Source organism: Klebsiella sp. EMBS2024, from assembly GCF_036233805.1.
Taxonomy (GTDB): Bacteria; Pseudomonadota; Gammaproteobacteria; order Enterobacterales; family Enterobacteriaceae; genus Klebsiella; species Klebsiella pneumoniae.
Genome location: NZ_JAZARW010000001.1, coordinates 153,483 through 176,907, shown reverse-complemented (window position 1 = coordinate 176,907; position 23,425 = coordinate 153,483). Strand labels below are relative to the sequence as shown.

Genomic DNA, 23,425 nt, shown 5'->3' with positions numbered 1-23,425 from the left:
ANTAGCGTTCTGGATCATCCCGATCTGGCGCGCCAGGCCGAGGCGGCCCAGCAGGCCAGCCGGGCCTACTATCATCGCTGGTTTCCTACGGAGAAAAAGGTGATTAACCCGCGACTGCAGATGCAGCAGCATCTGCAAACCCTCGCCCGTCAGGCGCAGCATGCCCCCCTCGTCGACCGCCTCAGCGCCTTGCAGAACATCCTCAGCGAAACGCCGGGGATCCGCCTGCGGGCGCTGAGCTGGGATGCCGCGGGCAATCGTCTGCAGCTGGATATCGCCGCGGTCTCTTCCCGGGCGCTGGAGCAGTTCACCCAGCGGGCGCAGCCGCGGTTTCGCGTCCGGCCAGGCGACATGACCACGAAACCGGATGGCATTGAAGGACAACTGACGCTGGAGGAAAACGATGGCTAATCTGCTTATCTGGTGGCGGCAGCGCACGCCGTCGGAGCAGCGCCTGTTGCTTGGTCTGACAGGGCTGCTGGCGGCATGCGCCTTCTGGTATGGGCTGTGGCAGCCCTGGCGAGCCCGCGAGGCGCAGTGGCGGCAAACCCTGGTGAAAGAGCAGGCCAGCCTGCGCTGGATGACGGAGCAGGCTCCGCGCCTGCAGCAGCTCAGCCAGCAGCCCGCGCCGGCGGCAAAAGAGGAGCTCACCGCGCTGGTGATGCGCGAGGCGGCGAGCCACGGACTGACGGTCGTCCGCCTGCAGCCGCAGGGAAAACGTCTGCAGATCACCCTTCAGCCCTGCGCTGTCCAGGCGCTGATCGACTGGCTGGACGCTCCGGCGATGCGCGGCGTCAACGCGATTTCGCTGTCCGTGACCGGGCAGCCATCGCGGCCCGGCTGGGTCACGGTCAACCATCTGCTGCTGGAGCGCGACGATGAAGGCTAACTGGATCGCGGGCGGACTGCTGCTGGTCCTCTATCTGTTGTGGCTCACCGCCACGGCTCCGGCGCGCCTGCTGGCCCCCATGCTGCCGCCCGGCGTACAGGTGGGGCAGTTTAGNGGCAGCGTCTGGCTCGGCGCGGCGCAACCGGTCTACTGGCATGGGGAACGGCTTGAACGACTGGCGTGGTCGCTGACCCTGGCGGGCTGGCAGGTCTCTCTCAGCGATCCCCGCGGCGTGATGGGTCAGGCCCGGCTGTGGGGCCTTCGCGATCTGCGCCTACAGGAGGGGCGGCTCACCGCCCCCGCCAGCCTGCTCAGCCGCTGGTTGATGTCGACTATGCCCNTCAAGGCCGCGGGGGAGGTCACCTTCAGCCTGACCGAAGGGCGGTTCAGCGACGGACGCTGCCGGCATATCATCGCCGGAGGCGCGCAGTGGCGGCAGGCCCGACTGCACTCCCCGGTCGGCAGCCTGGAGCTGGCCCAGGTTAATGGCACCTTCCGCTGTACGGTGGACGGCGCCGTGGCGCTGACTCTCCGTCAGGACTCTCATCAGCTGAGCCTCAGCGGCCAGGGGACTCTGTCGCCCGATGGCCGCTATCTGTTTCGCGGCACGCTACAGCCCCGGCAGGGAATGCCGCCGCTGCTGGCGCTGCTGGTCACGCGCCCGACAGCGAATAACGCCCCGGGCCCGACGCCGTGGCAGCTGCAGGGAAAATGGTTACCACAGGAGCAAAAATGACGACACTAGCCGCGTTATCGCTGCACTTTCCCTTTGTCTGGTATGGCTTTCTGCTGCTGTTCGGCCTGGCGCTGGGCAGCTTTTACAATGTGGTGATCTATCGTCTGCCGCGCATGTTGACCCAGACCGCGGACGACGAGCGGATAACCCTCAGCACCCCGGGATCTTCCTGCCCGCAGTGCCGCCAGCCGATCGCCTGGCGGGACAATATCCCGCTGCTCAGTTTCCTCTGGCTGGGCCGTCGCGCCCGCTGCTGTCAGGCGCCCATCGCGTGGAGCTATCCGCTGACCGAGCTGGCCACCGGCCTGCTGTTTATCCTCGCCGGAGCTTTGCTGGCGCCGGGCCTGCCGCTGGCGGGCGGCCTGGTGCTGCTCTCGTTCCTGCTGATACTGGCGCGGATTGACGCCCGGACCCAGCTGCTGCCCGATCGCCTGACTCTGCCCCTGCTGTGGGCCGGGCTGCTGTTCAATCTTAACGAGGTGTACATTGCCCTGCCGGATGCGGTCGCCGGGGCGATGGCCGGTTATCTGGCGCTGTGGTCGGTCTACTGGCTGTTCCGCCTGCTGACCGGGAAAGAGGCGCTGGGCTATGGCGATTTTAAGCTGCTGGCGGCGCTGGGCGCCTGGTGCGGCTGGCAGGTTCTGCCGCAGGTGCTGTTGCTCGCTTCGGCCAGCGGGCTGGTGTGGACCCTACTGCAACGCCTGTGGACCCGGCAGTCGCTGCAGCAGCCGCTGGCCTTCGGCCCCTGGCTGGCGCTGGCCGGCGGGGGTATTTTTCTCTGGCAGCAGATGGTCTAGCGTTTGCGAACCGACTGGCCGGGCAGGATGCCGCCCGGCAGCGGCGGCTACGAGTATTTTTTGCTGCGGCGGGTCGGGGCGGCGTTGGCCGGATCGTCCGGCCAGACGTGCTTCGGATAGCGTCCCTTCATCTCTTTCTGCACCTCGCGGTAGCTCCCTTGCCAGAAGGCGCTCAGATCGCGGGTGATCTGCAGCGGACGCTGGGCAGGCGACAGCAGCTCCAGCACCAGCGGCACCCGCCCCTCGGCGATCACCGGCGTCGTGGCCTCGCCGAACATCTCCTGCATACGCACCGCCAGCGCTGGCGGGTTCTCCGCATGGTATCGGATCGCCAGGCGGCTGCCGGTCGGCACGGTATAGTGCGTCGGCAGCTCGCGATCCAGCTTCTGGCGCAGCGGCCATGGCAGCCAGTCCTGTAGCGCCTGACGCAGATCCAGCGCCTTCAGCGCCCGCAGGGAATGAACGCCGTTCATCTGCGGCAGCAGCCATGCCTCCAGCGAGGCCAGCAGCGAAGCGTCATCCACTGCGGGCCATGCCTCTTCCGGCAGCCACTGCGCCGCACAGTGCAGCCGCAGGCGCAGCTGCTCAGCCTCTGGCGGCCAGTTGAGCACCCCGAGGCCTTTCTCACGAATACCGTTGAGCATCGCCTGATGCAGCTCTGCCTCAGAGGGCTTCGCCAGCGGCTGGGTCTTGATCACCAACTGGCCGATCACCGTCCGCCGCCAGGCTTTCAGCGTCCCCTGCGCTTCATCCCACTCCACCGTGTCGGAACTTTTCGCCAGTTCAGGGCGGGCGGCGATCAGCTCGCCGATTTCCACTGGCAGAGCCAACAGCATGCGGGCATCCGGCGAAGCGCTACCCTGCAGCAGCAGCGGAGCGATAAGCCATTCATGACGGCCCAGCGCGTCGTCGGCGTCCAGCATCGCGCCCATGCCGTTCGCCAGCTGGTAGCGCCCCTCCTGACCGCGGCGGCGGGCGATGCGATCGGCGAAGGCCGACGCCAGCAGCCCCGCCATTAGCCCGACATCGGGCTGGCCGCCGCGGCGGGCCAGGCGCTTCATCAGCTGCTGCGCTCGCTGCTGCCAGTTGGCCTGCTGACGGGAAAAGACGGCCCCCAAATCCACCAGTCCGCCGCGCGGCGACTCCTCGAGGATCGCCGCCAGCTTTGCCGCTGTCGCCGCCTCGTCATCGGTCTGCGCGGCGGCCAGCATCGCCGCAAGCCGCGGCTCGTTGCCAAGCGCTGCCATTTTGCGGCCAAACGCCGACAGCCGCTCGCCGTCCAGCGCCGACAGCGCCTCCAGCAGGCGACGCGCGGCGGCCAGATTGACCGCGGGCGGCTGATCCAGCCAGGCCAGCGCGGCCGGATCGTGGCAGCCCCACTGCAGCAGCTCCAGCAACAGCGCCGACAGATCGCTGTGCAGGATCTCCGGCTCGCTCTGCGCCGCCGCCCGTTCCGCCTGTTCTTTGCCGAGCAAATGCAGGCAGATCCCCGGGGAGAGACGACCGGCGCGTCCGGCACGCTGCGTCATCGATGCCTGGCTGATGCGCTGCGTCACCAGCCGGGTCAGGCCGGTACGCGGGTCAAAGCGGGCGACCCGCTCCTGGGCGCTGTCGACCACCAGGCGGATCCCCTCGATGGTCAAACTGGTCTCGGCAATATTGGTGGCCAGCACCACTTTGCGCTTCCCGGCCGGCGCCGGGAGGATCGCTTTGCGCTGTTCGCTTAAGGGCAACGCGCCATACAGCGGGCAGAGAATGACATCCTCCGCCACGCGCTCCGTCAGCTGTTCCTGAACGCGCTGGATCTCGCCGACGCCCGGCAGAAACAGCAGCATCGATCCCTGTTCATGCCGCAGGAGCTCCGCCGCCGCTACCGCCACCGCCTCATCAAAACGCTGGTGCGCGGAGAGCGGGCTAAAGCGACGCTCCACCGGATAAGCGCGCCCCTCCGAGACCACCACCGGCGCCTCCGGCAGCAGACGCTGCAGGCGATCGTTATCGAGGGTCGCCGACATGATCAGCAGCTTGAGATCGTCACGTAACCCCTGCTGGACGTCCAGCAGCAGGGCCAGGGCCAGATCCGCCTGCAGGCTGCGCTCGTGAAACTCATCGAGGATCACCAGCCCCACGCCCGTCAGCTCCGGATCGCGCTGGATCATGCGCGTCAGGATCCCCTCCGTAACCACCTCCAGGCGGGTCTGCGGTCCGACGCAGGTTTCGGCGCGCATGCGGAAACCCACGGTCTCCCCCGGCTTTTCGCCAAGCAGTTCAGCCAGCCGCTGCGCGACATTACGCGCCGCCAGGCGCCTCGGCTCGAGCAGGATAATGCGTCCCGCGATGTTGCCCTCGGCGAGGATCTGCAGCGGCAGCCAGGTCGACTTCCCGGCGCCGGTCGGCGCGTTGAGCAAAACCTGCGGCGCATGCTGCAGGGCGGATAACAGTTCTGGAAGGACAGCGGCAACCGGCAATGAGGACACAAAAGGCTCCGGGGGTTAACATTCAGGGGTTCGCATTGTAGCATCCCCCTAATTCATTACCGAGTCTCTATCATGTCTGAGCCGAAAAGGCTGTTTTTTGCGCTTGAACTGCCGTCTGCCGTCCAGAAGCAAATTGTCCAGTGGCGGGCAACGCACTTCCCCGAAGATGCCGGCAGGCCCGTCGCGGCGGATAATCTTCATCTGACGCTGGCGTTTCTCGGCGAGGTGAGCGCGGAAAAACAGCGGGCGCTGGCCGCTCTCGCTGGCCGGCTGCGCCAGCCGGGCTTTACCCTGACGCTGGACGATGCCGGACAGTGGCTACGTTCGCGAGTGGTATGGCTCGGAACCCGCCAGCCGCCGCGCGGCCTGCTGCAGCTCGCCAGCATGTTGCGCGCTCAGGCGGCGCGCAGCGGCTGCTATCAGAGCCCGCAGCCGTTTCACCCGCATATTACCCTGTGGCGCGATGCTCGCCGGGCGGTGCCGATCCCGGCCCCCGGCTTTCGCTGGACATTTCCGGTGAACGAGTTCGTGCTCTATGAGTCCAGCTTTAGCCGGGGGCGCACGCGCTACACGGCGCTGGAACGTTATCCGTTTGATAAGGAAAGTTGATGCAGTTTGATCCGCCGTTGCAGCCCGCCATTTTGCTTAAACGTTACAAACGATTTCTTGCTGACGTGGTCACCCCCGATGGCCGCGAGCTGACGCTCCACTGCCCGAATACCGGGGCGATGACCGGCTGCGCCGCCCCGGGCGACACCGTCTGGTATTCCACCTCGGACAATGCGAAGCGCAAATATGCCCACACCTGGGAATTAACTGAAACCCAGCAGGGCGCAGTTATTTGCGTCAATACGCTGCGCGCGAATTCTTTGGCGAAAGAGGCGATTTCCGCCGGAATAATTCCTGAACTTTCAGGCTATAACCAGCTGAAAAGCGAAGTGAAATATGGCGAAGAGAATAGCCGTATCGATATTATGTTACAGGCAGATGACCGACAAAACTGCTATATTGAAGTGAAATCGGTTACGTTGGCGGAGAAAGAATACGGTTATTTTCCCGATGCGGTGACCACGCGCGGTCAGAAGCATCTGCGGGAACTGATGGCCGTCGCGGCAAATGGCGACCGCGCGGTGATTTTATTTGCCGTCCTGCATTCGGCAATTGACCGTTTTTCTCCCGCGCATCATATTGATGCCAGATACGCACAGCTGTTAACAGAAGCCCAGGACAAGGGGGTGGAAATTCTCGCCTGGAAAGCGGAACTTTCTACGACGAGGATGACTCTGAATAAGCCGATCGCCGTGGTGTTAAACCCCGGTAAATAAGTGGCTAAATAGTGTTCGGGTCGCAAGCGCGAATACGCTTTTCTTCACAGGGTTGTCAAGTGTAACGTTTAGATAATTGCTATCCGGAAAAGCATCTGCTATTTATAGCGGCCTGATTTTCCCCCACATGGGGATCGATAGTGCGTGTTAAGGAGAAGCAACATGCAAGAAGGGCAAAACCGTAAAACATCGTCCCTGAGTATTCTCGCCATCGCTGGGGTGGAGCCGTACCAAGAGAAACCGGGCGAAGAGTATATGAACGAAGCCCAGCTGGCGCACTTCAAGCGTATTCTTGAAGCATGGCGTAATCAACTCAGGGATGAAGTGGATCGCACCGTATCGCACATGCAGGATGAAGCAGCTAACTTCCCGGACCCGGTAGACCGTGCCGCCCAGGAAGAAGAGTTCAGCCTGGAACTGCGTAACCGCGACCGCGAACGTAAACTGATCAAAAAGATCGAGAAAACGCTGAAAAAAGTTGAAGACGAAGACTTCGGCTACTGCGAATCCTGCGGCGTGGAGATCGGCATTCGCCGTCTGGAAGCGCGTCCGACAGCGGATCTGTGCATTGACTGCAAAACCCTGGCGGAAATTCGCGAAAAACAGATGGCGGGCTAATCCCCTGCTGCCTCACTCTCTGGCGGGAGTCTCTCCCGCCTGGTTCTGTTGTCCGTACCATGACTGACTCACGCTATATAGGGCGCTTCGCCCCCTCCCCCTCCGGCGAACTCCACTTCGGCTCTCTGATCGCCGCGCTCGGCAGCTACCTGCAAGCCCGCGCGAACCAGGGCATCTGGCGTGTTCGTATTGAAGATATCGACCCGCCGCGCGAAGTCCCCGGTGCCGCCGATACCATCCTGCGCCAGCTTGACCACTACGGTCTGCACTNGGATGGCGACGTGCTGTGGCAGTCGCAACGGCACGAAGCCTACCGCGAGGCGCTGACGTGGCTGGGCGAGCAAGGGCTGAGCTATTACTGCACTTGCACCCGCGCGCGGATCCACGCCGTGGGCGGGATCTACGACGGCCACTGCCGCGATCTCGGGCTGGGGGCGGAAAACGCCGCGCTGCGCCTGCGCCAAACCCGTCCGGTGCTGCAGTTTAGCGACCGTCTGCGCGGCACGCTCATCGCCAATGAGCCGCTGGCGCGTGAGGATTTTATTATCCACCGTCGCGACGGGCTGTTCGCCTACAACCTGGCGGTGGTGGTCGACGACCACTTTCAGGGGATCACCGAGATTGTCCGCGGCGCAGACCTGATTGAGCCGACGGTGCGGCAGATTTCGCTGTATCAGCATTTTGGCTGGCAGGCGCCGGATTACCTCCATCTGCCGCTGGCTCTCAATGGCGACGGCAATAAACTCTCTAAACAAAACCACGCGCCGGCGCTGCCGGAAGGCGATCCGCGCCCCGAAATCGTCCGGGCGCTCCGCTTTCTGAATCAGGCGATCCCCGAGGAGTGGCAGGCCCTGAGCATCGATGATTTACTCGTCCAGGCCGTCGCCAACTGGCAGCCGGCGAAAATCGAGCATTCTCAAATGGCTCCCGCTGAGCTATGATTAGCCGCTATTTTTACACTGTACAGTTGATCTGAAGTCCGTCTGACACTACGAGGTGCACCATTTTTACCCGAGTCGCTAATTTTTGCCGTAAGGTGCTAAGCCGTGAGGAGCGCGAGGCAGAAGCCGCCGTCGAACCAACGCCTATGACGGTGATCCCGCGTGAGCAGCATGCTATTTCCCGCAAAGATATCAGTGAAAACGCCCTCAAGGTCATGTACCGCCTCAACAAGGCGGGCTACGAATCCTGGCTGGTCGGCGGCGGCGTCCGCGACCTGCTGCTTGGCAAAAAGCCAAAAGATTTTGACGTTACCACCAACGCCACGCCGGATCAGGTACGCAAGCTGTTCCGCAACTGCCGTCTGGTTGGGCGACGTTTCCGCCTGGCGCATGTGATGTTCGGGCCGGAAATCATTGAGGTCGCCACCTTCCGTGGCCATCACGAAGGGCATACCACCGATCGCGTCACCTCCCAGCGGGGCCAGAACGGCATGCTGCTGCGCGACAACATCTTCGGCTCGATCGAGGAGGATGCCCAGCGTCGCGACTTCACTATCAACAGCCTCTATTACAGCGTGGCGGACTTTACCGTTCGCGACTACGTCGGCGGCATGAAGGATCTCCAGGACGGCGTGATCCGTCTGATCGGCAACCCGGAAACCCGCTATCGCGAGGATCCAGTGCGCATGCTGCGCGCGGTGCGCTTTGCCGCCAAGCTCAATATGACCATCAGCCCGGAAACGGCTGAACCGCTGCCGCGCCTGGCCGCCCTGCTCCACGATGTGCCGCCAGCGCGTCTGTTCGAAGAAGTGCTCAAGCTGCTGCAGGCCGGGTATGGCTACCAGACCTACATGCTGCTGCGGGAATACAGCCTGTTCCAGCCGCTGTTCCCGACCATCACCCGCTACTTTACCGAGCGCGGCGACAGCCCGATGGAGCGGATCATCAGCCAGGTGCTGAAGAATACCGATACCCGCATTCATAACGATATGCGCGTCAATCCGGCCTTCCTCTTCGCGGTGATGTTCTGGTATCCGCTGCTGGAGACGGCGCAAAAAATCGCTCAGGAGAGCGGCCTGGCGTACTACGACGCCTTCGCCCTGGCGATGAACGATGTGCTGGACGAAGCCTGCCGTACGCTGGCGATCCCTAAGCGCATCACCACCCTTATTCGTGATATCTGGCAGCTGCAGCTGCGCATGTCCCGTCGTCAGGGCAAACGCGCCTGGAAGCTGATGGAGCATCCGAAATTCCGCGCCGCCTATGACCTGCTGGAGCTACGCGCCGGCGCCGAGAACAACCACGAACTGCAGCGCCTGACCAAATGGTGGGGCGAATTCCAGGTCGCCGCGCCGCCGGCGCAAAAAGATATGCTCAACGACCTCGGGGACGATCCGGCGCCGCGCCGTCGTCACCGTCGTCCGCGCAAGCGCGCGCCGCGCCAGGGTAGCGCATGACTCTGGTCTATATCGCTCTTGGCAGCAACCTTGCTTCTCCACTGGAGCAGGCGCAGGCGGCTATCCGCGCCCTGGGCGAAATTCCGCACAGCCGCGTGGTCGCCGTCTCTTCGTTCTACCGCACGCCGCCGCTGGGCCCGCAGGATCAGCCGGACTATCTCAACGCCGCCGTTGCGCTGGAAACCGCCCTGCCCCCCGAGACGCTGCTCGATCATACTCAGCGCATCGAACTGCAGCAGGGGCGAGTGCGCAAAGCCGAACGCTGGGGGCCGCGCACGCTGGACCTCGATATCATGCTGTTTGGCGATGCTGTCATTAACAGCGAGCGCCTGACCGTTCCGCACTACGATATGAAAAACCGCGGCTTTATGCTCTGGCCGCTGTTCGAGATCGCCCCGGACCTTCACTTTCCTGACGGACCGGCGCTGCGCGCCGTGCTGGATAATCTCGGCGCGGAAAAGCCCGCCAGCTGGTAATCCCCTCNCCTTTTTTAGCATTTGCGGCGATCGTCGTAATCGGTTGCCCAAAATCATTGCCCCTCTGAATGCTGCTGTTAGAATGCCGGTTAATATGACTTTCATCATCAGGAAATGTTATGAAACCGACCACCATTGCCCTGCTGCAGAAATGCAAACAGGAAAAGAAGCGCTTTGCCACCATTACCGCCTACGATCACAGCTTCGCGAAGCTGTTCGCCGATGAAGGCATAAATGTGCTGCTGGTAGGCGACTCGCTGGGAATGACGGTGCAGGGTCACGACTCCACCCTGCCGGTTACCGTGGAAGATATCGCCTATCACACCCGCGCCGTCCGCCGCGGCGCGCCAAACAGCCTGCTGCTTGCCGACCTGCCGTTCATGGCCTATGCCACCCCCGAGCAGACCTTTGCAAATGCCGCCATCGTGATGCGCGCTGGCGCCAATATGGTCAAACTCGAGGGCGGCGCCTGGCTGGCCGACACCGTGAGGATGCTGGCGGAGCGCGCGGTGCCGGTTTGCGGCCATCTTGGCCTGACGCCGCAGTCGGTGAACGTATTCGGTGGGTATAAAGTGCAGGGTCGCGGCGATGCGGCGCAGACCCTGTTTGAAGACGCGTTAGCGCTGGAGGCGGCGGGTGCGCAGCTGTTGGTCCTGGAGTGCGTGCCGGTTGAACTGGCGAAGCGCATCACCGACGCTCTGACCATTCCAGTGATCGGCATCGGCGCGGGCAATGTCACCGACGGGCAAATCCTCGTGATGCATGACGCTTTCGGCATTACCGGCGGCCACATTCCTAAATTTGCCAAGAATTTCCTTGCCGAAGCGGGCGACATCCGCGCCGCGGTGCGGCAGTATATTGCCGAAGTCGAATCCGGAGTCTATCCGGGCGAAGAACACAGTTTCCATTAAGGAGTCTTGTTGTGCTGATTATTGAATCCGTACTGCTGCTGCGGCAGCATATCCGCCGTCTGCGTCAGGAAGGTAAGCGTATCGCGTTGGTCCCGACGATGGGCAACCTGCATGATGGTCATATGAAGCTGGTTGATGAAGCCAAAGCCAGTGCGGACGTGGTGGTGGTCAGTATTTTCGTCAATCCGATGCAGTTTGACCGCGTCGACGACCTGGCGCGCTACCCGCGCACCTTACAGGATGATTGCGAAAAGCTGAACAAACGTCATGTCGACTTTGTCTTCGCGCCGACGCCGGCGGAAGTGTACCCCCAGGGTACTGAAGGCCAGACCTACGTCGACGTTCCGGGATTATCCACCATGCTCGAAGGCGCCAGCCGCCCGGGCCATTTCCGCGGCGTGTCGACCATCGTCAGTAAGCTGTTCAACCTTGTTCAACCAGACGTCGCCTGCTTCGGCGAGAAAGACTTCCAGCAGTTGGCGCTGATCCGCAAGATGGTCGCCGACATGGGCTACGACATTGAGATCATCGGCGTGCCGATCGTCCGCGCGAAAGATGGCCTGGCGCTGAGTTCGCGTAACGGCTACCTGACCGCCGACCAGCGCAAAATCGCGCCTGGTCTGTATAAAGTGCTGAGCGCGGTGGCGGAAAAGCTGGCCGCCGGCGATCGGCAGCTCGATGAGATCATCGCTATCGCTGAACAGGAGCTGAATGAGAAAGGCTTCCGCGCCGACGACATTCAGATCCGCGATGCCGACACCCTGCTTGAGCTGACCGATGCCAGCCAGCGCGCGGTGATCCTGATGGCCGCCTGGCTGGGGCAGGCCCGCCTGATCGACAACCGGATCGTCACGCTCGCTCAGTAGACAGCGGGTAAAAATCGGGCAATACTGCCCGGGCTTTTCTCAGGGCGGGCGCCGTGTCCGCTCTGCTACATTAAGGTTGAAGGGTAGAAGTTATGATGCGTAATATGCTGCAGGGCAAGCTCCACCGCGTAAAAGTCACGCAGGCGGACCTGCACTATGAAGGTTCTTGCGCCATTGACCAGGACTTCCTGGATGCGGCCGGTATTCTGGAGAATGAAACTATTCACCTCTGGAACGTCACCAACGGCAACCGTTTCTCCACCTACGCCATTGCCGCCGAGCGGGGCTCCCGGATCATCTCCGTTAACGGCGCCGCCGCGCACTGCGCCAGCGTCGGCGATATTTTGATCATCGCCAGCTTCGTTACCATGTCGGACGAAGAGGCGCGCAGCTGGCAGCCTAACATCGCCTACTTCGAAGGCGACAACGAAATGAAGCGCCAGGCAAAAGCTATTCCGGTACAGGTCGCCTGATGGCCGCGACGCTGCGCTCAGGCGCAGCGTCGGTATTACCCCTGCGGCTGGTTACTGATCAGCCGCGACATCGTCTCCAGCGAATCCGTGCGTAAGATATATAACCGCTTTAACAGAAACGGATTGTCCCCCGGCTTCACCTTCCCACGCACCGTCGTTACCGCCATATGAAACCCGGCGTCATTCGCCGCCTGCACCGCCGTAGCGTTATAGCCGCCGAAGGGATAGGAAAGGTAGAGAACGTGCGGATTAAACTGGCTCAGCGCCCGGCGCGAGCGGGCGAAATCAAACAGAATATTATGGTAATTGCGACTGAATAAAATCGGCCGCCGGCCGGCGTCAACCCGATGCAAAAAGTGAGTATGCGACTGAATATCAAAGACGTCCTGGATCTGGCGTAGCTCGGAAATGCTCATAAACTGCAGGGATTTCGGATCCCACTTCTGCGGATGGCGCTTAATACGCGAGGAGATAATAAACGCGGTGGCATGGAAACCGTACTGTTTCAGCACCGGATAGGCGTAGCGGTTCACCGATTTCAAGCCATCATCGAAAGTGATCGCCACCGCCCGCGCCGGGAGATTGATTTTATTACGCACATAGCCTTCCAGCTGATACAGGGTCAGCGTGGTATAGCCCTGATCGCGCAGCCAGGTCATCTGATTCGTGAAGGCGCGAACCGAGGTGGTGGTCGACGTATGACGAAAACGGGTGTTCTCTTCATCGCGCAGAATATGGTGATAGGTCAGCACGGGAATACCGTGATCCTCCTGCGCGTCCAGACTACTGACCCACGCCAGCCGGTCGCCAATGCGGATCTGAAACCAGGTCTGATTGAGCCGGTCCTTCAGCTTGCTGAGGATCGGATAGCGCAGATTGTTGGCCAGCGTGCCGAACGGCGCGCTGCTTACCGAGGGAGCGTCATAGAGCGGTGTATCTTTCCAGGTGAGTAAATTTTGGTTACTCAGCGGTTTATTAAGATCCCCCAGACGGTCCTCCACCCGCTGCTTGCCCTGCACCGGCTCGAGATGCCCTTTATCAATAAACCCGGTGCCAAAGCCGAAACGAAACTCATAGTAGTCAGCCGCCGTCGGGACGACTGCGAGGATCTGCCCGGCACGAACATTGCCGACGCTGACCACATGGTTTCCCACCTGCGCCCAGATGACCGCGTTTTCGGTGGTTTGCATATAGCGCACAGCCTTGCCCTGCTGGCTAAGCAGGCTGGCGGAGGCGCTGAGTGAGGTCAGGAAAAGAAGCAGGGTCAAAAATCGGGCAAGCATACGCATCAAACCGTTATACCATCAACGGCGGTTATTGTAACAAAAGCGGTATCTGTCCCGCTGCTTAATTTCCCCAGGCATCATGGCGCAACCGGAACGGGGGGTTCTTCTGCTGCTGATGCCACAGGCTGCTCACCATCGGCCCGCCCGCGCTGACGATCGCCTGGCGAAACGCCACGCTGCTTAACGTGCCTCGCAGGAGATACATTCGCTCAAGGAGTGGATAGCTGACGCCGGAGATCACTTCGCAGTGGGTATGTTTGTGACTCATCAGCGCCGCGGCCCGATAAGGCGCCGCACCGGTTTTGTCAGTGAGAAAAATGACCCCGTCCCCGGAGTCGGTGGCATGCAGCGCATCGCACATCATCCGGCTCAACATATTGCTGCTGAGATTGCGCCAGTAATTGACCGCCCGGCACTGGGCCAGCGGACCAAACTTTTGTTCAAGACGATCCAGCATCTCCTGCGCCAGCTCATCGTGACAGGTAATGACCCATCCGAGCATGCTTCCCTCCTTAGCCAGCGAATAATGTAGCAAGGTGAAGATGACGTATCGGTGATGGGAGTCAAAGATAAGCGGTTAGCGCTTCGCATATTTACTTCAGGAAGCGCTAACCATGATGAGTATCAGCTACGCAGGCCGCGACCGCGCTGAATTAACGACCAGCACAGCAGATAGAAGGCGACAATGAACACCACCAGCACGGCGAAGGTGGTCGCCAGCGGGACGTCGTTGATACCGAGGAAGCCGAAGCGAAAACCGCTGATCATGTAGACGATGGGGTTCAGATGCGACAGCCCCTGCCAGAACGGCGGCAGCAGGGTCAGCGAGTAGAACACCCCGCCGAGATAGGTCAGCGGCGTCAGCACAAAGGTCGGGATCAGGCTAATGTCATCGAAGGTCTTGGCAAACACCGCGTTCAGCAGCCCGGCCAGCGAGAACAGCACCGCGGTGAGGAGCAGCGTCAGGGCGACAAACAGCCAGGAGTGAACCTGGAACGGCACAAAGAATAGCGACACCGCGGTCACCAGGATACCTACGCACAGTCCTCGCGCTACCCCGCCGCCCACGTAGCCAGCGATGATCACATGCGTCGGCACTGGCGCCACCAGCAGCTCTTCAATATTGCGCTGAAACTTGGCGCTGAAGAAGGATGAGGCGACGTTGGCGTAAGCATTAGTGATCACCGCCATCATGATCAGGCCTGGGACGATAAACTGCATATAGGTAAAACCATGCATCTCACCAATGCGCGAGCCGATCAGGTTGCCAAAGATCACGAAATACAGGGTCATGGTGATCACCGGCGGCACCAGCGTCTGTACCCAGATGCGCATAAAACGGTGGATCTCTTTGGTCCAGATGCTTTTCAGCGCGACCCAATAAAGCTGCATCATGCTGATTCTCCTTTTCGCTCATGCACCAGCGTGACAAACAGCTCTTCCAGACGGTTGGCTTTGTTACGCATACTCAGTACCTGCACCCCCTGGGCGCTCAGCTGCGCGAAGACGCTGTTAATTCCCTGCTCACGCAGAACCTCCACTTCCAGCGTCGAGGTATCGACCAGCTGGTACTGGTAGCCTTCGAGCTTCGGCACCGGGCTTTTTGGCGCGAGGTCAAGAATAAAGGTCTCTGACTTCAGCTTCGACAGCAGCGCTTTCATCGAGGTGTTTTCCACCAGCTCGCCGTGCTGGATGATGCCGATGTTGCGACATAGCATTTCGGCCTCTTCGAGATAGTGGGTGGTCAGGATAATGGTGGTTCCGCGATCGTTGAGATCCTTGAGAAAGCCCCACATCGAGCGACGCAGTTCAATATCGACGCCGGCGGTCGGTTCGTCGAGGATCAGCAGCTTCGGCTCATGCATCAACGCGCGGGCGATCATCAGACGGCGCTTCATCCCGCCGGAGAGCATCCTCGCGCGTTCGTTGCGTTTTTCCCACAGGTCGAGCTGTTTTAAATACTTTTCACTGCGGGAAAGGGCTTCTTTACGCTCAACGCCGTAGTAGCCCGCCTGGTTAACGACGATCTGCTGCACGGTTTCGAACGGGTTGAAGTTAAACTCCTGCGGCACCAGGCCAAGCTGGCGCTTGGCATTGACGACGTCTTTCTCCAGATCGTAGCCAAAGACATTGACCTGACCAGAGGTTTTGTTCACCAGCGAGCTGATGATGCCGATGGTCGTGGATTTTCCGGCCCCGTTCGGGCCCAGCAGGGCATAAAAATCCCCCGCTTCGACCTGCAGGTCGATCCCCCGCAGCGCCTGAACCCCGCCGGGATAGGTTTTTTTGAGCTGTTTTAATTCCAGAGCAATGGTCATTAAATATCTCTTCTCGTGTCGTGACACGTCATTAACCCGCCTGACTCACGTTTGCGCTGGACCGGCGCTGACGCCGCCAACGCATCTGCAGCCTGAAGTATCACGGGTTAAGATGGTTTTAAAAAAGGTGAGCTTACCCTATATTAGCGCAACGCACTTACTTGGTTACAGGCCGATAACGTCCATGAATGATATAGATACACTCATCAGCAACAATGCACTATGGTCAAAAATGCTGGTGGAAGAGGACCCCGGCTTTTTTGAGAAACTGTCGCAGACGCAGAAACCGCGCTTCCTGTGGATTGGCTGTTCGGACAGCCGCGTTCCCGCTGAGCGACTCACCGGCCTGGAGCCTGGCGAACTGTTCGTGCATCGTAACGTAGCGAACCTGGTGATCCACACCGATCTCAATTGTCTGTCGGTGGTGCAGTATGCCGTCGATGTCCTGGAAGTCGAGCACATTATTATCTGCGGCCACTACGGCTGCGGCGGCGTGCAGGCGGCGGTGGAGAACCCGGAGCTGGGGCTTATCGACAACTGGCTGCTGCATATCCGCGATATCTGGTTTAAGCACAGCTCGCTGCTCGGTGAAATGCCAGAGGAGCGCCGTCTGGATACCCTTTGTGAACTGAACGTGATGGAACAGGTGTACAATCTGGGACATTCGACGATTATGCAATCCGCGTGGAAGCGCGGACAGAAGGTGACCATCCACGGCTGGGCTTACGGGATTCACGACGGACTGCTGCGCGATCTGGATGTCACCGCTGTGAGCAGGGAAACCCTCGAACAGCGCTATCGCCACGGGATCTCCAACCTCAAGATCAAGCACATCAACCACAGATAGCCTTCAGACTTCGCCACCCTGGAGAGCGCGGCGTGCGCTGTCCAGAGTGGGATATCCCCTTACTCGTCCAGCAGGGTGACTTTGCCGATATACGGCAGATGGCGGTAGCGCTGAGCATAGTCGATACCGTAGCCCACCACGAACTCATCCGGAATCGCGAAACCGACGTATTCAACCGGGACGTTCACTTCGCGGCGGCTGGGTTTATCAAGTAGCGTACAAATGGCCAGCGATTTCGGCTCGCGCAGGCTGAGGATTTCGCGAACTTTAGACAGGGTATTGCCGGAGTCGATGATGTCTTCCACGATCAGAACGTCTTTACCACGGATGTCTTCATCCAGATCTTTAAGGATTTTCACATCACGAGTGGTGGACATGCCGCTGCCGTAGCTGGAGGCGGTCATAAAATCGACTTCATGCGGCACCTGCACTTCACGGCACAGGTCGGCCATGAACATAAACGAGCCGCGCAGCAGCCCCACCAGCACCATTTCGCTGCCGCTGTTCTGATAATGTTCGTTGATTTGACGACCCAGTTCCGCGATACGCGCTTTGATCTCGGATTCCGGGATCATCACTTCTACAGTATGTTTCATAATACTAACCATTTGATTCTAAATATAAATCATCAAAGCCGCTGCTTTCGCCCCGACGATGACCGGCAAGCCATCCAGTATACCAGCAAAAAGAAATCTTCGGTGCAGGGATTAATAAAGCCATATTTGTGATTCCGATCACACTTGTTAAATCCTATAATTAATTGCAGTTAAAAAATTTAACAAACACATGAGTAACTTTTTATGGCTGAAACAAAGTCTCAACAATCAAGGCTCCTGGTGACGCTGACTGCGCTATTTGCAGCGTTCTGCGGCCTCTATCTATTAATCGGCGGGGCATGGCTGGTCGTGCTTGGCGGCTCCTGGTACTACCCTATCGCCGGGCTGGTGATGCTGGGCGTGACCGTAATGCTGTTCCGCGGCAAGCGCGCTGCGCTGTGGCTGTACGCCGCGCTGCTGCTGGCGACCATGATCTGGGGCGTCTGGGAAGTTGGTTTCGACTTCTGGGCGTTGACGCCGCGTAGCGATATCCTCGTCTTCTTTGGCATCTGGCTGATCCTGCCCTTTGTCTGGCGTCGTCTGCCGGTGCCTTCCGCTGGCGCCGTTGGCGCGCTGGTCGTCGCCCTGCTGATCAGCGGCGGCATGCTGACCTGGGCTGGTTTTAACGACCCGCAGGAAGTCAACGGCACCCTGAGCGCCGACGCTACGCCGGCCGCACCGATTTCCACCGTCGCCGACGGCGACTGGCCGGCCTATGGCCGTAACCAGGAAGGCCAGCGCTTCTCCCCGCTGAAGCAGATTAACGCCGATAATGTGAAGAACCTGAAGGAAGCCTGGGTGTTCCGCACCGGCGACCTGAAACAGCCGAACGATCCGGGTGAAATCACTAACGAAGTGACGCCGATTAAAGTCGGCGATACGCTCTTCCTGTGTACCGCTCACCAGCGCCTGTTTGCGCTGGACGCCGCCACCGGTAAAGAGAAGTGGCATTTTGACCCGCAGCTGAACGCCGATCCGTCGTTCCAGCACGTCACCTGCCGCGGTGTTTCTTATCACGAAGCGAAAGCGGATAACGCCCCTGCCGACGTCGTCGCCGACTGTCCGCGCCGCATTATCCTGCCGGTGAACGATGGTCGCCTGTTCGCGGTAAACGCCGACAACGGTAAGCTGTGCGAAACCTTTGCTAATAAAGGTATTCTCAATCTGCAGACCAACATGCCGGTCACCACGCCGGGCATGTATGAACCCACTTCACCGCCGATCATCACCGATAAAACCATCGTGATTGCCGGCGCGGTCACCGATAACTTCTCTACCCGCGAGCCGTCAGGCGTGATCCGCGGCTTTGATGTGAATACCGGTAAACTGCTGTGGGCCTTCGATCCGGGTGCGAAAGATCCGAACGCCATCCCGAGCGATGAACATCACTTCACGCTCAACTCGCCGAACTCATGGGCGCCTGCCGCCTACGACGCTAAGCTGGATCTGGTCTATCTGCCGATGGGCGTGACCACTCCGGACATCTGGGGCGGCAACCGTACGCCGGAGCAAGAGCGTTATGCCAGCTCGATTGTGGCACTGAACGCCACCACCGGTAAGCTGGCCTGGAGCTATCAGACCGTCCATCACGATCTGTGGGATATGGACATGCCTTCCCAGCCGACGCTGGCTGATATTGAGGTCAACGGCAAAACCGTACCGGTCATCTATGCCCCGGCGAAAACCGGCAACATCTTCGTGCTGGATCGTCGTAACGGCGAGCTGGTGGTCCCGGCGCCGGAAAAACCAGTACCGCAGGGCGCTGCCAAAGGTGATTACGTTACCAAAACCCAGCCCTTCTCCGATCTGAGCTTCCGTCCGAAGAAAGATCTGACCGGCGCGGACATGTGGGGCGCCACTATGTTCGACCAGCTGGTGTGCCGCGTGATCTTCCACCAGCTGCGCTATGAAGGTATCTTCACCCCGCCGTCTGAGCAGGGCACGCTGGTGTTCCCGGGTAACCTGGGGATGTTTGAATGGGGCGGTATCTCCGTCGATCCGAACCGTCAGGTGGCTATCGCCAACCCGATGGCGCTGCCTTTCGTCTCAAAACTGATCCCGCGCGGGCCAGGCAATCCGATGGAGCCGCCGAAAGATGCGAAAGGCTCTGGTACCGAGTCCGGCGTGCAGCCGCAGTACGGCGTCCCGTACGGCGTAACGCTGAACCCGTTCCTGTCGCCGTTCGGCCTGCCGTGCAAACAGCCGGCCTGGGGGTATATCTCCGCCCTGGATCTGAAAACCAACGAAGTGGTATGGAAAAAACGTATCGGTACTCCGCAGGACAGCCTGCCGTTCCCGATGCCGGTTAAACTGCCGTTTACCATGGGGATGCCGATGCTGGGCGGTCCGATCTCCACGGCCGGTAACGTCCTGTTCATCGGCGCGACTGCAGATAACTACCTGCGCGCGTACAATATGAGCAACGGCGAGAAGCTGTGGGAAGCCCGTCTGCCAGCCGGCGGTCAGGCGACTCCGATGACCTACGAAGTGAATGGCAAACAGTATGTTGTCATCTCTGCCGGCGGTCACGGCTCGTTCGGTACCAAAATGGGCGATTATATTGTCGCCTATGCGCTCCCGGATGACGCCAAATAAAACGCAAAACGGCAACGAAAGTTGCCGTTTTTTTTGGTGTTCCGTCCTTCTTCCCGTAGGGGATGGCAGCAGGTCGCAGAGACTTAAACCGTGAACCCCAACATCATCCCGGTGTCTTCATGTTCCAGCAGGTGGCAGTGGGCCATATAGGCAAACTCCTTCGGCGCCGGATGATCAAACTTCACTAATACTTCACTCACGTCCCCTTCCACACGAACGGTGTCTTTCCAGCCGCGACGATGCGCCGCTGGCGGCTTGCCGTTTTCGCTGAGGATACGGAACTGGGTGCCGTGGATATGGAACGGATGCAACATCATGTCGCCTTTACCTGAAATCACCCAGCGCTCATACTGGCCTCTGGCGGCGGCAAACATTGGCTCATTCATGTCGAAGGCTTTGCCGTTGATGCGGTTGGCGTTATGGAAATCAAAGCCCTTGCCTGACGACATGCCATGCACCATGCCGGATCCGTGGTTCATGCTCATGTCGCCGTGATGCATATTCCCCATGTCGCTCATGTCGCCATGCCCCATCATGCCGTGATCCATTCCGGCCATCGCCTGGTCGCCATACTTCTCCATCAGCGCCTGCATGCCCATCCGGTCGAGCATCGGATCCATCGACAGCTGGAGCTGACGCTGCGTCAGCCCCGTCAGGGACGGTAACGCCGGGAGAGCGGCCAGAGTATCCAGCAGCTTGCCGGAGGCGGGAATGACCAGCGGCTGGACGCGCAGTACCGGCTGTGGTTTATCAAAAGGCGCAATCGCCATGCCCATCTGGCTCACCGGCAGGGTCACCAGATCGAAAGGTTTACCGTCGCTGGTGTCCACCAGCACCTCAAAGCGTTCCCCCATCAAGACCGGCAATTCATCGACCTTGACCGGCTCGGCCAACAGACCGCCATCGCTGGCCACTACGTACAGCGGGCGCTTATCGCTGGTGGCAAAATTGAGGGAACGGGCATTACAGCCGTTCAGCAAGCGCAGGCGCAGCCAGCCGCGCGGCGCGGCATGTTCGGGATAGAGGGCCCCATTGGTCAGTAGCGTATCGCCAAACCAGCCGACGGCGGCGCTCATCACATCCAGCTGATAGTCGATCTCGCCGGCGGCGGTGAACTTCTTATCCTGGACGATCACCGGCACATCATCGATTCCCCACTGCTTAGGCAGCAGCAGGCGCCCGCTCTCTTCATCCTCGATCAGCACCAGGCCGGCCAGGCCCATCGCCACCTGCCGGCCGGTGCTTCCATGCTGATGCGGATGAAACCAGCAGGTCGCCGCCCGCTGCGTTGGCGTGAAGCTTACCGTGCGGGTGGCACCCGGCGCGATAACCCCCTGTGGCCCCCCGTNGACCTCGCCCGGTACCTCCAGACCATGCCAGTGCAGCGTGGTCTCTTCCGCCAGCTGGTTAGTAATATCCACCGTGACGGTTTTCCCCTGCGTCAACTGCAGCGCAGGGCCCAGCAGCGACCCGTTGTAGCCCCAGGTAGTGGCATTCAGGGCGCCAAACCGCGTTTTGCCCGCCTGGATCCTGAGCGCGATGCGGTTGCGCGCATCGGCGGCTAACAGCGACGGTATCGGCAGAGCCGGGCGACTGGCGGCAAAGACCGCCCGGCTCCATAACGGCAATGCGCTGGCCATGCCGACCGCGGCGGTCAGTTTGAGGAAGTCTCGACGTTGCATATTCACATCCTTTTATTCTGCGGGCGAATATTTGAGCTTAAACCCTACCGTAACGGGAAGGTCAAGCAGAAGAGTAAGAATAAAGATCGGCGCTGTGTAAAGAAGTATGCTAATTTGAAGCGTCGGTGATCTAATGGTAGAAAAAATGAAGACGCTTTTCAGAACAATGGTACTCGGCAGCCTGCTTGCTCTCTCCGCCAACAGCTACGCGCTCAGCGAATCCGAAGCGGAAGATATGGCTGATTTAACCGCGGTTTTTGTGTTTCTGAAAAACGACTGTGGCTACCAGAACCTGCCCAACACGCAGATCCGTCGCGCGCTGGTGTTCTTTGCCCAACAGAACCAGTGGGACCTGAGCAACTATGACAGCTACAACATGAAAGCGCTTGGCGAAGACAGCTATCGCGATCTTAGCGGCATTAACATTCCGACGGCGAAAAAATGTAAAGCGCTGGCCCGCGATTCGCTCAGCCTGCTGGCTTACGTTAAATAATTCCCTGCGCGGGCGGCAACGCTCCGCGCCTTTAGCATTTCAATTTCCCCCTTTAAATATTTATATTTATTATTGTATATAAACAAACCTTATTTAATTGCGAACCTATCAATTTGCCAAATAAAGTAAACTCATAATAATGAAGAATGACTAAAAAACTAATAAAATATCATTATTCATATATTGCAAAATAAAAAGCACCCTTCTAGAATCCGGTAAAAATATACCTACTTCATGGACTGAAATTGTGAATATCTCGCTGACTCTTCGTGTTATCCCACTCGCCGCGCTGTTAGTAGCCGGCTGTAGCAATACCTCTTCCCGCCAGCCGGTTAAACCGATCGCCACGCCGCTGACGTCACAGCAGCAGGCAGAGCAGGAGCGGGCGGCCAGCGAACAAGCGCGCATTGAATCCTGTCGCCAGGCGTTGGATTCGCTAAAAGAGGTTAACCCACAGCAAGCCACTAAACTCAGCAATGACTTTAACGCTTTAGTGCGCGCGGCGTCACAATACAATAGCGTGCGCGAGAAAGTAGCGGATCCTACCCGGCTTGGCATTGACTCCATGTATCAGTTTAAATCCATCAAACTGTGCGCCGATATCCAGAAAACGCTGATCGATAGCCTGGTACAGCGTGGTGAAAGCAAACAGCCATGAACAGAGCCGCCACGCTGACCCTCAACGCGCCCCTGCTGATGCTCGTCGCTGCGCTGGCGCTTTCAACCCCCTTCACCGCCGGCGCCGCGCCGGCCTTTCTTGATTACGCCCAACAGCAAACCCAGCAATCTCAGGCGCAAGAAAAAAACGATGCCGCAAGCGCAAAACAAACACAAGAAAGCCGCCAGAGCGCAGATAATAAAAAAACCGGTACCAGCACCTCACAATTACAAAAAAGAATCACCAGCCAGCAGGCGGCGATTGCACAAAAAGATAAGCTTATACAGCAATTAAAAAAACAGCTTGCCGCTACGCCGCAAACGGATACTGCCGGAGCGAATGAGCAAGCGGCGTTGAATAAGAGAATTAATGAATTACAGGTCGCCTTAAGCGCCGCTACTGCAGAAAAAGAGGCATTAATAAAAAAAGCAGGCGTTGTGCAGAATAATAATCTACAGCAAAGCAAGGCCGCGGCGCGTCAGCAGATCCAGCAATTAACGACGCAGATTCAGCAACCCGAAGCTGAAAATAAACGCCTCAGCGCCAGCTTTACCACGCTTAATAAAGATAAACACGCGCTAATGACCCAACTGGCCGCAACGGAAAAAGAGAAACAGGCCGCTCTTGAGCAGGTCAAAGCGCTTAACGCTGACAAACAGCCGCTGGCTACCCGACTGGCCGCCGCGGAAAAAGAGAAACAGGCCGTCCTCGAGCAGGTTAAGGCCCTTAACGCCGATAAGCAGTCGCTGACTATTCGCCTCGCCGCTGCGGANAAGGCGNAGCAGGCCGCTCTTGACCAGGCTAAAGCGCTTAACGCTGACAAACAGCCGCTGGCNACCCGNCTGGCCGCCGCGGAAAAAGAGAAACAGGCCGTCCTCGAGCAGGTTAANGCCCTTAACGCCGATAAGCAGTCGCTGACTATTCGCCTCGCCGCTGCGGAGAAGGCGCAGCAGGCCGCTCTTGACCAGGCTAAAGCNCTNAACG

At 59.5% G+C, this 23,425-nt stretch carries 24 protein-coding genes and 1 pseudogene; 17 read left to right on the top strand and 8 right to left on the bottom strand.

Annotated elements, in window-relative coordinates; translation table 11 throughout:
• Positions 1–403: 403 nt before the first annotated feature.
• From VZP09_RS00790 to VZP09_RS00780, 3 genes are all read left to right on the top strand, one after another.
• Positions 404–889 carry a type II secretion system protein M gene (locus VZP09_RS00790; protein ID WP_023312675.1) on the top strand — a complete coding sequence of 162 codons (486 nt, stop codon included), beginning with the start codon at positions 404–406 and terminating at the stop codon, positions 887–889.
• Entirely contained in the window at positions 879–1,625 is a 747-nt protein-coding gene (locus tag VZP09_RS00785; protein ID WP_328794833.1) for a type II secretion system protein N, read from the top strand. The genes VZP09_RS00790 and VZP09_RS00785 overlap by 11 nt, the downstream gene beginning before the upstream one ends.
• The gene (locus tag VZP09_RS00780; protein ID WP_004145898.1) at positions 1,622–2,422 is read left to right on the top strand and encodes a prepilin peptidase; all 801 of its coding nucleotides are present in this window, start codon (positions 1,622–1,624) and stop codon (positions 2,420–2,422) included. Before VZP09_RS00785 ends, VZP09_RS00780 begins: the two co-directional genes overlap by 4 nt.
• A gap of 47 nt (positions 2,423–2,469) precedes the next feature.
• Here the strand turns inward: VZP09_RS00780 and hrpB are convergent, their stop codons facing one another.
• Complete coding sequence (gene hrpB, locus VZP09_RS00775; protein WP_064153122.1) at positions 2,470–4,899, bottom strand: ATP-dependent helicase HrpB; 2,430 nt, start codon at positions 4,897–4,899, stop codon at positions 2,470–2,472.
• Between the two features lie 72 nt (positions 4,900–4,971).
• Between hrpB and thpR the strand changes: the two genes are divergently transcribed.
• From thpR to panD, 9 genes are all read left to right on the top strand, one after another.
• On the top strand, positions 4,972–5,508 hold the full coding sequence (thpR, locus tag VZP09_RS00770) for an RNA 2',3'-cyclic phosphodiesterase (protein WP_004145901.1): 537 nt from the start codon (positions 4,972–4,974) through the stop codon (positions 5,506–5,508).
• Positions 5,508–6,224: a DNA/RNA nuclease SfsA gene (gene sfsA / locus VZP09_RS00765; protein ID WP_002888848.1), complete on the top strand. Its 717-nt coding sequence runs from the start codon at positions 5,508–5,510 to the stop codon at positions 6,222–6,224. Before thpR ends, sfsA begins: the two co-directional genes overlap by 1 nt.
• A 162-nt stretch (positions 6,225–6,386) precedes the next feature.
• On the top strand, positions 6,387–6,842 hold the full coding sequence (dksA, locus tag VZP09_RS00760; RefSeq protein ID WP_002888845.1) for an RNA polymerase-binding protein DksA: 456 nt from the start codon (positions 6,387–6,389) through the stop codon (positions 6,840–6,842).
• Between the two features lie 59 nt (positions 6,843–6,901).
• Positions 6,902–7,783 (top strand): tRNA glutamyl-Q(34) synthetase GluQRS, encoded by an 882-nt coding sequence (gluQRS, locus tag VZP09_RS00755; RefSeq protein ID WP_328794832.1) that lies wholly within the window; start codon positions 6,902–6,904, stop codon positions 7,781–7,783.
• Between the two features lie 62 nt (positions 7,784–7,845).
• The gene (pcnB, locus tag VZP09_RS00750; RefSeq protein ID WP_071526609.1) at positions 7,846–9,240 is read left to right on the top strand and encodes a polynucleotide adenylyltransferase PcnB; all 1,395 of its coding nucleotides are present in this window, start codon (positions 7,846–7,848) and stop codon (positions 9,238–9,240) included.
• On the top strand, positions 9,237–9,716 hold the full coding sequence (folK, locus tag VZP09_RS00745; protein ID WP_004145905.1) for a 2-amino-4-hydroxy-6-hydroxymethyldihydropteridine diphosphokinase: 480 nt from the start codon (positions 9,237–9,239) through the stop codon (positions 9,714–9,716). Before pcnB ends, folK begins: the two co-directional genes overlap by 4 nt.
• A gap of 119 nt (positions 9,717–9,835) precedes the next feature.
• Positions 9,836–10,627 carry a 3-methyl-2-oxobutanoate hydroxymethyltransferase gene (gene panB / locus VZP09_RS00740; RefSeq protein ID WP_002888841.1) on the top strand — a complete coding sequence of 264 codons (792 nt, stop codon included), beginning with the start codon at positions 9,836–9,838 and terminating at the stop codon, positions 10,625–10,627.
• 11 nt (positions 10,628–10,638) lie between these two features.
• Complete coding sequence (gene panC / locus VZP09_RS00735) at positions 10,639–11,493, top strand: pantoate--beta-alanine ligase (RefSeq protein ID WP_002888835.1); 855 nt, start codon at positions 10,639–10,641, stop codon at positions 11,491–11,493.
• A 92-nt stretch (positions 11,494–11,585) separates the two neighbouring features.
• Complete coding sequence (gene panD / locus VZP09_RS00730) at positions 11,586–11,966, top strand: aspartate 1-decarboxylase (protein WP_002888834.1); 381 nt, start codon at positions 11,586–11,588, stop codon at positions 11,964–11,966.
• 35 nt (positions 11,967–12,001) lie between these two features.
• Here panD and VZP09_RS00725 read toward each other — a convergent pair whose 3' ends face one another.
• The 4 genes from VZP09_RS00725 to VZP09_RS00710 form a co-directional block, all read right to left on the bottom strand.
• Complete coding sequence (locus VZP09_RS00725) at positions 12,002–13,255, bottom strand: polysaccharide deacetylase family protein (RefSeq protein WP_021314222.1); 1,254 nt, start codon at positions 13,253–13,255, stop codon at positions 12,002–12,004.
• Between the two features lie 58 nt (positions 13,256–13,313).
• On the bottom strand, positions 13,314–13,754 hold the full coding sequence (locus VZP09_RS00720; protein WP_004177394.1) for a PTS sugar transporter subunit IIA: 441 nt from the start codon (positions 13,752–13,754) through the stop codon (positions 13,314–13,316).
• 122 nt (positions 13,755–13,876) lie between these two features.
• Entirely contained in the window at positions 13,877–14,647 is a 771-nt protein-coding gene (locus VZP09_RS00715) for an ABC transporter permease (RefSeq protein ID WP_002888827.1), read from the bottom strand.
• Positions 14,644–15,570, bottom strand: coding sequence for an ABC transporter ATP-binding protein (locus VZP09_RS00710; RefSeq protein WP_002888823.1), 927 nt, complete (start codon positions 15,568–15,570; stop codon positions 14,644–14,646). Before VZP09_RS00710 ends, VZP09_RS00715 begins: the two co-directional genes overlap by 4 nt.
• A 184-nt stretch (positions 15,571–15,754) precedes the next feature.
• On the opposite strand from VZP09_RS00710, the gene can reads away from it, so the two are divergent.
• Positions 15,755–16,417, top strand: a complete 663-nt coding sequence (gene can / locus VZP09_RS00705) for a carbonate dehydratase (protein ID WP_002888821.1) — start codon at positions 15,755–15,757, stop codon at positions 16,415–16,417.
• A 59-nt stretch (positions 16,418–16,476) separates the two neighbouring features.
• Here can and hpt read toward each other — a convergent pair whose 3' ends face one another.
• Both hpt and VZP09_RS00695 read right to left on the bottom strand, forming a co-directional pair.
• Complete coding sequence (gene hpt, locus VZP09_RS00700; RefSeq protein WP_002888819.1) at positions 16,477–17,013, bottom strand: hypoxanthine phosphoribosyltransferase; 537 nt, start codon at positions 17,011–17,013, stop codon at positions 16,477–16,479.
• Between the two features lie 4 nt (positions 17,014–17,017).
• Positions 17,018–17,137 carry a hypothetical protein gene (locus tag VZP09_RS00695; RefSeq protein ID WP_012542835.1) on the bottom strand — a complete coding sequence of 40 codons (120 nt, stop codon included), beginning with the start codon at positions 17,135–17,137 and terminating at the stop codon, positions 17,018–17,020.
• Between the two features lie 80 nt (positions 17,138–17,217).
• On the opposite strand from VZP09_RS00695, the gene VZP09_RS00690 reads away from it, so the two are divergent.
• Entirely contained in the window at positions 17,218–19,608 is a 2,391-nt protein-coding gene (locus tag VZP09_RS00690) for a glucose/quinate/shikimate family membrane-bound PQQ-dependent dehydrogenase (RefSeq protein ID WP_002888816.1), read from the top strand.
• 83 nt (positions 19,609–19,691) lie between these two features.
• Here VZP09_RS00690 and cueO read toward each other — a convergent pair whose 3' ends face one another.
• Positions 19,692–21,290 carry a multicopper oxidase CueO gene (gene cueO / locus VZP09_RS00685; RefSeq protein ID WP_328794831.1) on the bottom strand — a complete coding sequence of 533 codons (1,599 nt, stop codon included), beginning with the start codon at positions 21,288–21,290 and terminating at the stop codon, positions 19,692–19,694.
• A gap of 145 nt (positions 21,291–21,435) precedes the next feature.
• Between cueO and VZP09_RS00680 the strand changes: the two genes are divergently transcribed.
• From VZP09_RS00680 to VZP09_RS24805, 3 genes and pseudogenes are all read left to right on the top strand, one after another.
• Positions 21,436–21,783 carry a YacC family pilotin-like protein gene (locus tag VZP09_RS00680; protein ID WP_002888808.1) on the top strand — a complete coding sequence of 116 codons (348 nt, stop codon included), beginning with the start codon at positions 21,436–21,438 and terminating at the stop codon, positions 21,781–21,783.
• Positions 21,784–22,030: 247 nt separating this feature from the next.
• Positions 22,031–22,441, top strand: coding sequence for a hypothetical protein (locus VZP09_RS00675; RefSeq protein ID WP_004145917.1), 411 nt, complete (start codon positions 22,031–22,033; stop codon positions 22,439–22,441).
• Between the two features lie 590 nt (positions 22,442–23,031).
• A pseudogene (locus tag VZP09_RS24805) lies at positions 23,032–23,425 on the top strand (peptidylprolyl isomerase); the annotation flags it as partial.

What these genes read in the sequence shown, in the direction of transcription:
- VZP09_RS00720 (WP_004177394.1), bottom strand. Translation starts at nt 13,754, where the DNA reads ATGCTCGGATGGGTCATTACCTGTCACGATGAGCTGGCGCAGGAGATG.
- VZP09_RS00715 (WP_002888827.1), bottom strand. Translation starts at nt 14,647, where the DNA reads ATGATGCAGCTTTATTGGGTCGCGCTGAAAAGCATCTGGACCAAAGAG.
- VZP09_RS00725 (WP_021314222.1), bottom strand. Translation starts at nt 13,255, where the DNA reads ATGCGTATGCTTGCCCGATTTTTGACCCTGCTTCTTTTCCTGACCTCA.
- VZP09_RS00680 (WP_002888808.1), top strand. Translation starts at nt 21,436, where the DNA reads ATGAAGACGCTTTTCAGAACAATGGTACTCGGCAGCCTGCTTGCTCTC.
- can (WP_002888821.1), top strand. Translation starts at nt 15,755, where the DNA reads ATGAATGATATAGATACACTCATCAGCAACAATGCACTATGGTCAAAA.
- panD (WP_002888834.1), top strand. Translation starts at nt 11,586, where the DNA reads ATGATGCGTAATATGCTGCAGGGCAAGCTCCACCGCGTAAAAGTCACG.
- hpt (WP_002888819.1), bottom strand. Translation starts at nt 17,013, where the DNA reads ATGAAACATACTGTAGAAGTGATGATCCCGGAATCCGAGATCAAAGCG.
- VZP09_RS00695 (WP_012542835.1), bottom strand. Translation starts at nt 17,137, where the DNA reads ATGGCTTTATTAATCCCTGCACCGAAGATTTCTTTTTGCTGGTATACT.
- VZP09_RS00790 (WP_023312675.1), top strand. Translation starts at nt 404, where the DNA reads ATGGCTAATCTGCTTATCTGGTGGCGGCAGCGCACGCCGTCGGAGCAG.
- sfsA (WP_002888848.1), top strand. Translation starts at nt 5,508, where the DNA reads ATGCAGTTTGATCCGCCGTTGCAGCCCGCCATTTTGCTTAAACGTTAC.
- thpR (WP_004145901.1), top strand. Translation starts at nt 4,972, where the DNA reads ATGTCTGAGCCGAAAAGGCTGTTTTTTGCGCTTGAACTGCCGTCTGCC.
- folK (WP_004145905.1), top strand. Translation starts at nt 9,237, where the DNA reads ATGACTCTGGTCTATATCGCTCTTGGCAGCAACCTTGCTTCTCCACTG.
- dksA (WP_002888845.1), top strand. Translation starts at nt 6,387, where the DNA reads ATGCAAGAAGGGCAAAACCGTAAAACATCGTCCCTGAGTATTCTCGCC.
- VZP09_RS00710 (WP_002888823.1), bottom strand. Translation starts at nt 15,570, where the DNA reads ATGACCATTGCTCTGGAATTAAAACAGCTCAAAAAAACCTATCCCGGC.
- VZP09_RS00780 (WP_004145898.1), top strand. Translation starts at nt 1,622, where the DNA reads ATGACGACACTAGCCGCGTTATCGCTGCACTTTCCCTTTGTCTGGTAT.
- panB (WP_002888841.1), top strand. Translation starts at nt 9,836, where the DNA reads ATGAAACCGACCACCATTGCCCTGCTGCAGAAATGCAAACAGGAAAAG.
- VZP09_RS00690 (WP_002888816.1), top strand. Translation starts at nt 17,218, where the DNA reads ATGGCTGAAACAAAGTCTCAACAATCAAGGCTCCTGGTGACGCTGACT.